The organism is Erythrobacter sp. HI0063, from assembly GCF_001635685.1.
GTDB lineage: Bacteria > Pseudomonadota > Alphaproteobacteria > Sphingomonadales > Sphingomonadaceae > Qipengyuania.
Window position 1 is genome coordinate 1 of the sequence record NZ_LWFF01000330.1, and the last position, 11,945, is coordinate 11,945.

Consider the following 11,945-nt stretch of genomic DNA (forward strand, 5'->3'; position numbering starts at 1 on the left):
GCGGCCAGGCAGTGACGGTGGGCGAAAAGGCAAGCTCGCTGCCCGTGGTCAAGGCCAGCAAGGGCGGGGCGGACTATATCGGGTGGGCCGATAACGGATCGACCGTCTACTGGTCGATGGGGCCGACGATGTATCGCGCCACCACCGCCGCGATGTTCCGCAAGGCGCCCGCGCCTGAAAATGCGCAGAGCTTCGTTCCGCCCGAAACCGGCATCTCGCTCGCCCGCACGGTGCGTGCCGACAAGCCGACCGGCACGGTGGCGATCACCGGCGCGCGTATCCTGACGATGACCGGCGATCAGGCGGGCGTCATCGAGAACGGCACCATCGTGATCGAGGGCGACCGGATCGCGGCGATCGGCCCGGCGGCGAGCACGCCGGTCCCTTCGGGCGCGCGGACCGTCGATGCCACAGGACGGGTCATCATGCCCGGCCTTGTCGATGCGCATGCCCACGGCCCCCAGGGCGTCGGCGATCTGGTGCCGCAGCAGAACTGGTCCACAGTGCAGGAACTGGCCATGGGCGTGACGACGATCCACGATCCGTCATCCAGCGCCAGCTCGATCTTCGCCGCGGCGGAGCGCCAGAGGGCGGGCACGCTGCTTGCCCCGCGCATCTTCTCGACCGGCGAGATCATTTACGGGGCCAAGGCGCCCAGCGTCTATGCCCGCATCGACGGATACGAGGACGCGCTGGCCCATGTGCGCCGGATCAAGGCGCAGGGCGGAATCTCGGTCAAGAACTACAACCAGCCGCGCCGCGAACAGCGCCAGCAGGTCGTCGCCGCCGCGCGGGCGGAAAACATGCTGGTGGTGGCCGAAGGCGGATCGCTGTTCGGAATGGATTTGAATCTCGTCGCGGACGGCAATTCCACGCTGGAGCACAACATCCCGGTCGACGTGATGTATGATGACGTGCTGCAATTCTTCGGCCAGAGCCAGACCAATTACACGCCGACGCTGGTCGTCACCTATGGCGGGCTTGCGGCCGATCCCTACTGGCGGCAGGCGACCGACGTGTTCGACAATCCGCTATTGGTCCACACGCCGCCGCGCATGCTGCTGGCGGAAACCGCACGGCGGACCAAAGCGCCGGAATGGGCCTTCGTGGACGACAACGCCGCGCGTGAGGCCAAGAAACTGGCCGAACGCGGCGTGAAGGTCTCGATCGGGGCGCATGGCCAGCAATCGGGCATCGCGGCGCATTGGGAATTGTGGAGCTTCGTGCGCGGAGGGATGAGCCCGGTGCAGTCGCTGCGCGCGGGTACGATCGAATCCGCGCGCTCGCTCGGCATGGACCGCGATATCGGTTCGCTCGAAGTCGGCAAGCTGGCGGATCTCGTGATCCTCACCGCCGATCCCAGCGCAAATATCCGCAATTCGGACGATATCGAACGCGTCATGCTGGGCGGGCGGCTCTACGATGCGCGCACCATGAACGAAGTCGTCACCGGCGATGCGCGCCGCCTGCCCTACTGGTGGGAGTGATAGTTTCGGTCGAAGAGTAACGGGCGAAGGGGGACGGCTGAGGGGAACGCCTAGGCTGCGGCCCGCTTCCCCTCGCTCGCTCTGATTTGGGCGATCAGGCCATCCACCTTGCTGGTCAGCGTGCTCGCCTGGCTTTCCAGCTCGGTGGCCGAGTTCAGAACCTGGCCCGCAGCGCTGCCATGGGCGGCGGCGGTAGCGCGGACGCGCTCGATATGGTCGCATGTCTCGTCCGCACCGCGCGCCGCCAGATCGATGCTGCGCGCCAGATCCTGGCCTGCGAGCGTCTGCTGATCGACCGCCGTCGCGATCGAGACCGCGCTAGATTCCAGCTGCTTGATCTGACCGTTGATCGTTCGCAGCGCTGCCACGCTTTCGCCGGTCGAATCCTGCATTTCGCGAATTTGGGCAGCGACATCTTCCGTCGCGCGGCTCGTTTGCGAGGCCAGTTCCTTGACCTCGCTCGCCACCACGGCAAAACCGCGTCCCGCCTCGCCGCCGCGCGCCGCCTCGATCGACGCGTTGAGGGCGAGCAGATTGGTGCGGCGCGCGATCGTCTGGATCAGCTCGACGATCTGGCCGATCTGATCGGCGGACGACAGCAGGTTCGAAACGGTCTGGTCCGCTTGCCCTGCCGCAAGGCTCGCCTCGCGAGCCAGATCGGCGGAACTGGCCGCCTGGCGACTGATCTCGCCGATCGACATCGCAAATTCGTCCGATGCGGCCGCGGCGGCAGTGGTTCCGCTGCGGGAGTTGGTCATCGATTGGGCGACCTGATCGGTGTGAAGAATGGTCTCGTCGAGAGTTTCGGCCATTTCGCGCGCGGTCGATTGCAATTGGGAAGATGCGGAGGCGACCCCCTGCACGACGTGGCCGATGGAGGACTGGAATTGGAGCAGTAATCCGTCGATCGTTTCCTGCCGAATGCGTTCGGCGAGCGCGTCTGCCTCGATGCGTTCGCTCTCGCGCTCGGCATCCGATCGGGCGCGCGCTTCGATCAGCTGGTCCAGCTGTTCGCGCGAGACGCGAAAGGCTTCCAGCGATCGCGCGATGTCGCCGATAATGTCGGCCCGTCCAGTATGCCAGGGCCGGACGTCCGCCTCGCCTGCGGCCATTCGGGCAAGATCGCTCGAAAGGTCTTCCAAGGGTTCGATGATCCGCCGTTCGATGAAACGCAGGGCCACGAATCCCAGAATACAGCAGATTGCAGCTACGATCAGGATTAGCGGCTGGGCGACCGTAGCCATCGAAGGGAAGTTGAGCGCGAGCAGATCGATGCCGGCGACGATCACCAGCCCGGCCACCATGAAAAGCGCTGCTATGCGCGCCTGTCCAATCAGAGACTTTCGCAAGAACCACGAGGAAAGCGCGGACTCTTGGCCTTGCAGACAATCCGACTGCAAGCTTGGATCGATGCTTGTTTGCAGAGCGTCTTCGGGAGATTGGGCGGAGAGATGCACTGTCGAATACGCGTTCATGAACATATCTCTCCAAGCCGATTTACGTATTTTACTAAATCGGCTGGGTTAAGATTTCCTATCCGGCGCGCACCTGTGCCAGGAAGTGATCGACCTTGCCGCGCAGCATGTTGGCCTGGCCTTCCAGTTCGTTGGCCGAAGCGAGAACCTGCGCGGCCGCGTTGCCGGTCGCCAGCGAAGTTTCGCGAACCTCGCCGACCAGGCCGGACACGGCATCGGTACCTCGAGCGGCGATGTCGATATTGCGCGCCAGTTCCTGCCCGGCGAGAGTCTGTTGATCGACCGCAGTGGCGATGGAAACCGCGCTGGTTTCCATCTGGGAAATTTGCCCGGCGATTGATCGCAGGGCGGCGACGCTGGCAGTGGTGCTGTCCTGCATCGCGCGGATCTGATCGGCGATACTCTGGGTTGCACGACTGGTCTGCGAGGCGAGTTCCTTCACTTCGCTCGCGACCACGGCAAATCCACGCCCGGCCTCGCCTCCGCGGGCCGCTTCTATCGATGCGTTGAGTGCAAGCAGATTGGTGCGTCGTGCGATCGATTGAATGAGCTCGACGACCTGGCCGACCTCGTTCGCGGAGACGGACAGGTTCGAGATGGTTCCGTCCGCCTGTTCTGCGGCGCGAGCGGCAGTGCGGGCGAGTTCGGCCGACTGGCCGGCCTGACGTCCGATCTCGCCGATGGAGAGCGCGAATTCATCGGACGCTGCGGCAGCGGCGACGACTCCGTTGGCGGCGCGATCCATTTCGCCCACGACCTTTCCGGTCCGATCGGTCGATCGGTCGGCGGCGTTCGCCATGTGATCGGCGGTCGTCTGCAACTGCCCGACGGCAGCAGCTACACTGCCGACCACTTGGCCGACCGTGGCCTCGAAGGTCTTCGCAAGGTCGAGCAGCGCCTTTTCCTTCTGCGCACGAGCCTCTTCACGCTCGCGCTCCAGGTCGGCGCGTTCGGCAAGTTGCAGCTTGGCGCGTTCTGCTTCCTTCTGCTTCGCGACTTCGAACTTCCGCGCCGCGCGAGCGAATAGCTTCATCGATCGGGCCATCTGGCCGATTTCATCCTTGCGGTGCAATCCCGGTATCGAGACCGTCAGATTGCCCTTCGACAATTCGAGGCCGGTCTGGGTCAGGCGTGTCAGTGCGCCGGACATGTCCTTGGTGACTGTACGCGACGTTGTGAAAATCAGACCGAACGCTAAGGCGACGATGACGACAAAACCGATTGCAAGCCAATTGATGACGGCGGCGGATTGGCCGTCCAACTGGTGCATCTGGGCGGTCAGGGCATCGCGAATTGTTTGCGCTTCGGCGATAAGACCTTCGCCGCTCCTGAAAATGTCTTCTGCGCGCGCTTGGGTCAGATTGCCCGTTCCATCGCGATCATATGCCGCTTCCAGAGCCGACAGCTCGCCTTTGTATCTCTCGATATGGTCGGTCAGATCGGCGATCGCGGAGATCTGGCCGCTGCCGTAACGTTCGGCGACCTCACGCACTATGACGAGATCCTCTTCTGCGCCATCCAGGGCGGTCCGGGCGCGCCCCATGTCTTCGGGCGAACCGCTGATCGCGAAACGCTGACCGTATAGCCGCGCCTGTTCGACGCTTCTTTCGATCTCGATCGCGGCTACATGGGTGGCGGAGAACGCCGTTCGGCTGTCGCGCATGTCGAGGGCGACGGTCGCTGCAACGACCATCATGGCGATGGTCAGCATGATGGCGGCAGCGCTGGCCAGGGTCAGCTGGCCGATCTTCTGCGCAACCGTCAGTCGCCGGTACCGCTCGTCCAGGGCGTCCTTGAAACGGGCGAAAGGCCCACTGCGCGTTGCATGCCCGAAATCGGTGGCGAGCTCTTGCGGAGGAGAGACTTCTTCTTCCGGTATCGGATTGCCGACCATGTCCATTAAAGCGCTCATGCAACCTTGCTTTCGAGAGAACCGATCGGTTCGGGTTCGGAACGGGCGGGGGGCGTGATCTGTGCGACTCTGTCGAGATGCTGCGGGATCGCTTCGGCGGGCATGGCCTTGAAATAAAGCCAGCCCTGGATCTGATCGCAGCCCGCAGCGCGTACCATCTCGGCCTGCTCCAGGGTTTCGACGCCTTCCGCCGTCACATCCATCTTCATGGCCCGCGCGACGGTAATCGAAGACAGCATCATGGCCCGGCTGGCATCATCGGTATCCGCCTGGGTGACGAGGCTGCGGTCGATCTTCAGCTTTTCGAAGCGGAAGCGGCGCAGGAACCCGATCGAGGCGTAACCGGTGCCGAAATCGTCGAGCACGATATTAACGCCGAACCCATGGATCATAGCCAGGCAGCGTTCCGCGATCAGTGGATTGACCACGAGGCAATTCTCCGTGATCTCCAGTTCCAGCCGCTCCGGCGCGAAGCCGGTTTCTTCGAGGATGTGGCCGAGCTGGATCGGGAATTCCGGATTTTTCAGCTGTACCGGCGAGAGGTTCACGGACAGTTTGATGCCGTTCCAGTCGAGTGCATCGACACAGGCCCGGCGCAGCACCCAAAGGCCGAGCGGATCGATCAGCCCCGACTGTTCGGCGACGGCGACGAATTGACCGGTCGGGATTTGGGCTCCATCGGGGCGGTTCCAGCGTAGCAGCGCCTCGACGCCGACGATCCGCTGCGTGCCGCAATCGACCAGCGGCTGATAATGCAGGCGGAACTGTTCGCGCGCCAGAGCGCCGCGCAATTCCTCTTCCATGACTCGGGTCGCTTCGCGGTACACGTCGGATTGCGTATCGAACCAGGTGCAGCGCGCCTTCCCGCCGCGCTTGGATTCGTACATCGCAACATCGGCGCGGCGAAGCATTTCCGAGCTGGACGCATCGTCAGATGCGCTCATGCGCGCAAGACCGATACTGGCGCCGACGGTCAGGCGCGTGCCATCGACGCAAAGCGGCTTCGACAAGCGTTCGATGATCTTGCGCGCCATTCCTTCCAGAAGCGTCGCGGCGAGGGGGCCGGCCTTGGCAAGTGCGAACTCGTCTCCCCCGAGGCGATAGATTCGGGCTTCCTCGCCGCATAGATCGACGAGAATCTTCGCGGTCTCGCAGATTGCCTTGTCGCCCATCGAGTGCCCGTGGCGATCATTGATCGCCATGAACCCATCCAGATCTATGAGGGCGAGCGCGATCTCTTCCTGTCCATCCGCAAGAGCGGCTATCTGGGCGAATTCGGCGTGCAGCCCGGCGCGATTGGGAAGGCCGGTCAGCGCATCGCGTTTGGCGAGCAGTTCGAAATTGCGGGCATGCCTGAGCGTAAGCGGGATCAGGGCGGCCAATATCAATGCCTGCGCGATACCTCCTGCCAGCAACATCCAGCCAGGCAGGCCCGCACCGGGCGTAAAATGCATTGCGAAACCATATGCCAGAGCGGTCGCAATCGCCAGCGAAGCGATCAGGGCGAGGGGCACGATCGAGATGATGGGGCGATGCACTGCCGCTCCCCTCGCCATCGCGGCCCTGGACCTGGTCTGCGATCTGCTCACTTGGTTCCTCGCCTGGCACAACCGCAAAAGACGGCTATCGATTCCCCTAGAACGTCAGGCGCTAAAAAGAGGTTAAGCCGCAATTTACCGTCCGATCGGAAGACCGAAGAGCGCTTTGCGACAGGTTGGCGAAATGGCTGGGATGCGTTCCCGTCAGCCGACCAGCGCTTCACGGGTGTGCTCCTTGAAAGAAAGCTCGCCCCCGCAATGACGATAAAGGTTCGCTCCCTCGTCCGATGATTCGAAAAGAGCGGTCTGTCCGATGGTTGTCTCGCCGGATCCCATCATCAGCCAGCCATCCTGTGCCATGCCCCGGGCCAGGCACTTGAACGCCTCGGCGCGCGTCGCGGCATCGAAATACAGCAGAACGTTACGGCACAGGACAAGATCGAAACCGTGTACCAAAGGAGGGGCGGCAAGGATGTTGGCTTGCTGGAACCGCGTAAGCGCCCGCAGCTCGGATTTCGCCTGCCACCCGTTCGCACCTTCGTCGAAATGCCTCAGCATCCGATGTACGTCGATGCCGCGCTGAATTTCGAATTGCGAGTAAAGGCCCTTGTTCGCTTTGGCGATGGCCTTGGTCGAGATATCGGTGCCGACGATCTCGATTTTCCAGTCGCGCCAGCGCTCCGGATCGTCGGCGAACAACATGGCGAGCGAGAGCGCTTCCTGACCTGTCGAACAGCCGGCCGACCAGATGGCGATGCGCTTCGTCTTGCGACGCCGTTCGAACAATGTCGGAAGGACCGTGTTCGAGAGCCGTTCGAAGAAGGCGCCGTCGCGGAAGAAATAGGTCTCGTTGTTGAGAAGGGCGTCGACGACCTCGGTGGCGAGATCGCCTGAGTCGGGTTCCGCAAGCAAGCAGACGAGCTGATCGACATTGGAAATGCGCCGCGCCCGAAACAGGCCAGCCAGTGCGGAGGGAACCCGCCACATGCGCTCGTCCGAAAGATGCTGGCCGGTACGCGCCCGCAAGAGGTCCGCGACGATCCGATGGGATGCGTCGATGGCGGTCATGTCAGCTCTGCTCGGCAGGCGCACGAGCCGACTGAGCGACTGCGTCGGCGAGCTTTGCGGGTTCGGCCACGGCGCGCGCCAGACCGGCTTCGGTTATGGCGCGGGGCATGCCCCAAACCGCGCAGCTCGCCTCGTCCTGGGCATAGAGGCTGCCACCGGACCGGGCGATCGCTTCGGCGCCGCTCGTACCGTCACGGCCCATGCCCGACAGCAGAACTGCGGCCACGTGTCCCTCATAAACCTCGGCAATGCTTTCGAACATCGGATCGACGGAGGGAAGGCAGCCATTGGCGGTGCGATGATGCGCCAGTGCCGTCACCACGCCGCTGCACGATGCCGAGGCCGGGCCGATCCGCTTGACGATCATATGCGCCGTTCCCGGAGCGATCACGATGCGACCGCGACGGATTGCCGTTCCCTCTTCCGCCAGAACCGCCTCGCGTCCAGCCGCGAGCTCCATCTGCCGTGCGAACACTGGAACAAAGCTTTCCGGCAGATGCTGCGTGATCAGGATCGGCAGGTCAAAATCGTGCGGCAGCTGCCGCAGGAACAGGTTGAGCGCATGGATCCCTCCCGTGGAGGCACCGATCGCGACGACATGGGGAGGCAGCGCTTCGCGCGCCTTCGCCGGGATCGGTCGCGCGGCGGGTGCCGGATCGGTACGCGGCGAAAGCGTTTCGGTGCTGACATCGCGGCCGCCCAGCGCCCGTATCTTCGTCAGCAGCGCATCGCGATAATCGTCGTTGAAACCACCCGGGCGCGGCTTCAGCATCGTATCGGCCGCGCCGATAGACAGAGCGGTGAGAGTGTGTTCCGCCCCATCTTCGGTCAGGGACGACACGACGAGAACGTGCGCGCCCTTGGCGGCTTCGAGCAGCTTGGGGAGCGCTTCCAATCCGCCCATGCCGGGCATTTCGAGGTCGAGGAGGATCACGTCCACCTCGGTGCTGCGAAGGGCGAAAAGCGCCTTTTCCGCCGTGCCCGCTTCGGCGACGACCGCGAGATCGTCTTCGCGCTGGATCATGCGGGAAAAGACGGTCCGCACGGTCAGCGAATCGTCGACCAGCATGACGCGCACCATATCGTCGGTCACGCGTTTGGGCGAAGGCGTCGCGCGGGAAAGGCTGGACTGGCTGGTGGGTATTACGGAGGCCATGGCGATTCCTCTAGGCTACGGTCAGGCCATGCCGACGAGCTGAAGCTTTATCTGCAGAGTTTCGTGATCGAAGGGCTTCATGACGTATTCGTCCGCACCGGCGCTGATGGCTTCGCGGATATGGGCGACGTCGTTCTCGGTCGTGCAGAACACGACCTTGGGCTTGTCGCCGCCGGGCACTTGGCGCAGATGGACGATGAATTCGATCCCCGTCATCACCGGCATGTTCCAGTCGAGCAGGATCACATCGGGCATCGCTTCGACGCATTTATCGAGGCCGAGCTTGCCGTTCTCCGCCTCTTCGACGGTGAAATCGAGCGATTCGAGAATATGCCGCGAGACTTTGCGGATCACGCGCGAATCGTCCACGACCAGACAGGTTCTCATTTCAGGCGCCCTTGCGTTTCCATGTGTTTGCCATTGGATATTCTCGTCTTGAGCCTTCTTAGTAACAACCAACCGTAACCATTGCCTTAAGCCGCCTCGGATTGGCGAAGGCCGAGCAGCGCGGGAACGTCGAGAACGACGACCGGGCCGCCGGGCGTCTCCACCAGACCCAGCGCCGCTCTTTCCCATTGTGGGCCGAAGCCGCCGCGGATATGCTCCACCTCGCTCTCGACCTCTTCGACATCGGATGCATCGTCGACCACCAGGGCATAGAGGTGGCCATCCTGCTGGATCACGGCGGCACGGCTGCCGACCGGATCGCCCGCGCTCTCGAAGCCCATCGCAACCCGGCAATCGATCACGGTCAGGGCCTGGCTGCGAAGAGCGGTCAGCCCCGCGACATGGGGCGGGGTGCCCGGAACGGGGGCGATGGCTTCGATCTCGATCACCGAGCTGACGTCCTGTGTGGGTATGGCAGCCTTTCGGCCCGCGATCGTGCAGAGGAGCATCAAGCGTTTCATGCAGCGTTCTCCCGACGCAGGCTCGCAAGCGCTTTCAGCAGCGCTTCGCGATCGTAACGATAGATCGAATTGTCTTCAGCGCCCCTCGCTTCGCGGCTGCTGCGAAGATGAATGAGCGCGGCGTCGGCGTCTTGCTGTGCGGATGGATCCTCGTCGATCAGAATGCGGACATCGCTCCGCTGGTCCCCATCGCGCAGCACGGTATAGCCTGCGGCAACGACGAGAGGTTCGAGAATTGTGCGGGCCCATTCGCTATCATGGGGCAAGCGGCATGTCGGCTGCGCGCAGTCTTTCACGGGCCGGTCGTGACGGGCGAACAGGCGGTGCCCGTCGATCAAGGGGATCGGCTGCCCATCCACCAAAGCGATGCCTTCGTAGTCGGGATTGCCCTCGGCTGAGCGCAGCTCCTGCGGCAGGTCGATCGCGTCAAGGACTTCGGTGACGATCAGCGCCAGCTCGCCATGCCCATCGGAAAGGCGAAGCAGGCGGCATTCCGATGGCGGAAGCTCGCCCGCTTCGTGGCCGACCAGGGGGACGAGAGTATCATCGATTACGATCTGCGCGCGACCGCCTTCGATATCGATGGCGCTGCGGGCGATCGTTTCGATGCGGCGCACCAGATCGAGGCGCACGGCCCGCTGGCGTCCATCCAAGCCGCGATACAGCATGGCACAGAAGCTGGGAGCGGTCTCGGCGACATCCCCCTCCTCGCGATCGGAGCGCGAACGGCCGCGCGTTTCCGCGACCAGCCCGTGCATGGCAGCGATGCTGGGCATGTCGAGCAGCATCATCGGTCGCCCATCGTCAAGCAGGGTGGTGCCGGCATAGAGGCCGGTTTGGACGATCACGGGCGCGATCGGCTTGATCACCACGTCCTCGTGATCGATCACCTGATCCACTCCCAGAGCGAACACATCGTCGCTCGCAAGCCGGATGACGAGCATCTTCTTGCGGCTCCAGTCCAGCGGCTCCGCCGATGGCCCGAACAGTACTTCTTCAAGCGCGATGCAGGGAATGCGCTTATCCCGATAAGTCAGCAGCTGGCTTTCGCCTGCGCGGACAAGTTCCGCCTCGTGCGTGCGCGCGAACACGATCTCGTCGACGAAGGAACGGGGAAGGGCAAAGATCTGCCCGCGCGTTTCCACCGTGAGCGACGACATGATCGAAAGCGTCAGAGGCAATTTGAGATAAAAGGACGTGCCGTTTTGCGGCGTGCTCGAAACGTCGATCGATCCGCCGACCTTGAGGATGTTGGCGCGCACGACGTCCATCCCAACGCCGCGACCCGAAACCGAACTCACTTCGTCGGCGGTGGATAGGCCGGGTTCGAATATGAGGTCGAGCTTGGCGCGCTCGTCCATGGCTTCGATCTCGTCGGCCGTGCGAAGGCCGGCAGCCAGGGCCTTGGCGGCCAGGCGATCGGTGTCGATCCCATTGCCATCGTCTGAAATCACCAGCGAAATCTGGTTGCCGGACTGACGGGCGGCAAAACGCAGCATGCCGATCTCGCGTTTGCCGGCCATCATGCGTTCGACCGGTTTCTCGATCCCGTGGTCGATGGCGTTGCGAACGATATGAGTGAGCGGATCGCGCACCATTTCGAGCATTTCGCGATCGAGCTCGACATCGCTGCCTTCGAAATCGACCATCACCTGCTTGCCCAGCTCGTTGGAAAGGTCGCGCACCAGGCGGGGGAAGGAGCTGAAGAGATGTTCCAGACGCTGCATGCGCATCCGGGTCGTGGATTCGCGTACGCCGGTAAGGAGGGCGGAAAGCCTCTCGAATGGCTGCTCGAGCGTCGATTGTCTGTCGCTTTCGCGCAGGCGTCGCGCCAAATCGTTGCGCGCCAGGACGAGGTCGGACACGCCTTTCATGACCTCGTCCAGAAGATCGACGGGAAGGCGGATCGAGCGCTGAACGGTTTGCGGACGGGCGGCCGCGGGGCGATCCGATGCGGCGCCGTCTTCGGCAGTCGTGCCAAGAGGAGCGGATGACGACATCGGCTCGCTATCGTCATATTCCAGTGCCGCGATCAGCGCATCGTCGCCGCCTTCGGGAAACTCCCGCCCGGCTTCGATCGCATCGGTCATCTCGCCGATCCGGTCGATGATGGCGAGCACGGCGGAAACCAGCGCGCTGTCGGCCTGGCGTCGCTCGCCGCGCACTTCGGCCAGCGCATCTTCGGCGGCATGGCTCAGCCGTTCGAGGCGCGGAAAATCGAAGAATCCGCAATTGCCCTTCACCGTGTGGACGAAGCGGAAGATCGCATCGAGGCGCGCGCGATCGCTGGGATCGGCCTCCCAGGCGACGATTTCGCCGCCGCTGGCCTCCAGCATTTCGCGGGTTTCGGCGACGAAGTCCGCCAGAAGATCGTCCATTGCGCAGCAAGCCCCTCTTGGTA

9 protein-coding genes are annotated in these 11,945 nt (G+C 63.4%); 1 reads left to right on the forward strand and 8 read right to left on the reverse strand.

Translation table 11 applies throughout. The annotated features are described in order from the left end of the window. Positions 1-1,487: amidohydrolase family protein (locus tag A3736_RS13890; protein ID WP_156502136.1), on the forward strand; the 1,487-nt coding region annotated here is incomplete at its 5' end. 50 nt (positions 1,488-1,537) lie between these two features. Here the strand turns inward: A3736_RS13890 and A3736_RS13895 are convergent. From A3736_RS13895 to A3736_RS13930, 8 genes are all read right to left on the reverse strand, one after another. After that, entirely contained in the window at positions 1,538-2,791 is a 1,254-nt protein-coding gene (locus A3736_RS13895) for a methyl-accepting chemotaxis protein (RefSeq protein ID WP_197465613.1), read from the reverse strand. A 229-nt stretch (positions 2,792-3,020) separates the two neighbouring features. Beyond that, complete coding sequence (locus tag A3736_RS13900) at positions 3,021-4,874, reverse strand: methyl-accepting chemotaxis protein (protein ID WP_156502137.1); 1,854 nt, start codon at positions 4,872-4,874, stop codon at positions 3,021-3,023. Further along, the gene (locus A3736_RS13905; protein ID WP_067684163.1) at positions 4,871-6,412 is read right to left on the reverse strand and encodes a bifunctional diguanylate cyclase/phosphodiesterase; all 1,542 of its coding nucleotides are present in this window, start codon (positions 6,410-6,412) and stop codon (positions 4,871-4,873) included. Before A3736_RS13905 ends, A3736_RS13900 begins: the two co-directional genes overlap by 4 nt. A gap of 204 nt (positions 6,413-6,616) precedes the next feature. After that, positions 6,617-7,480 carry a protein-glutamate O-methyltransferase CheR gene (locus A3736_RS13910; protein WP_067684166.1) on the reverse strand — a complete coding sequence of 288 codons (864 nt, stop codon included), beginning with the start codon at positions 7,478-7,480 and terminating at the stop codon, positions 6,617-6,619. 1 nt (position 7,481) lies between these two features. After that, positions 7,482-8,636, reverse strand: a complete 1,155-nt coding sequence (cheB, locus tag A3736_RS13915) for a chemotaxis-specific protein-glutamate methyltransferase CheB (protein WP_233999395.1) — start codon at positions 8,634-8,636, stop codon at positions 7,482-7,484. A 21-nt stretch (positions 8,637-8,657) separates the two neighbouring features. Beyond that, the gene (locus A3736_RS13920) at positions 8,658-9,023 is read right to left on the reverse strand and encodes a PleD family two-component system response regulator (RefSeq protein WP_067684169.1); all 366 of its coding nucleotides are present in this window, start codon (positions 9,021-9,023) and stop codon (positions 8,658-8,660) included. An 86-nt stretch (positions 9,024-9,109) separates the two neighbouring features. Then, the gene (locus A3736_RS13925; RefSeq protein ID WP_067684172.1) at positions 9,110-9,544 is read right to left on the reverse strand and encodes a chemotaxis protein CheW; all 435 of its coding nucleotides are present in this window, start codon (positions 9,542-9,544) and stop codon (positions 9,110-9,112) included. Beyond that, positions 9,541-11,922, reverse strand: coding sequence for a chemotaxis protein CheA (locus A3736_RS13930; RefSeq protein ID WP_067684175.1), 2,382 nt, complete (start codon positions 11,920-11,922; stop codon positions 9,541-9,543). Before A3736_RS13930 ends, A3736_RS13925 begins: the two co-directional genes overlap by 4 nt. Positions 11,923-11,945: the final 23 nt, after the last annotated feature.

Bases quoted from the DNA above. Each gene is read 5' to 3' on its own strand.
- A3736_RS13895 (WP_197465613.1), bottom strand. From the start codon at position 2,791: ATGGTGGCCGGGCTGGTGATCGTCGCCGGCATCGATCTGCTCGCGCTC.
- A3736_RS13900 (WP_156502137.1), bottom strand. From the start codon at position 4,874: ATGAGCGCTTTAATGGACATGGTCGGCAATCCGATACCGGAAGAAGAA.
- A3736_RS13910 (WP_067684166.1), bottom strand. From the start codon at position 7,480: ATGACCGCCATCGACGCATCCCATCGGATCGTCGCGGACCTCTTGCGG.
- cheB (WP_233999395.1), bottom strand. From the start codon at position 8,636: ATGGCCTCCGTAATACCCACCAGCCAGTCCAGCCTTTCCCGCGCGACG.
- A3736_RS13920 (WP_067684169.1), bottom strand. From the start codon at position 9,023: ATGAGAACCTGTCTGGTCGTGGACGATTCGCGCGTGATCCGCAAAGTC.
- A3736_RS13925 (WP_067684172.1), bottom strand. From the start codon at position 9,544: ATGAAACGCTTGATGCTCCTCTGCACGATCGCGGGCCGAAAGGCTGCC.
- A3736_RS13930 (WP_067684175.1), bottom strand. From the start codon at position 11,922: ATGGACGATCTTCTGGCGGACTTCGTCGCCGAAACCCGCGAAATGCTG.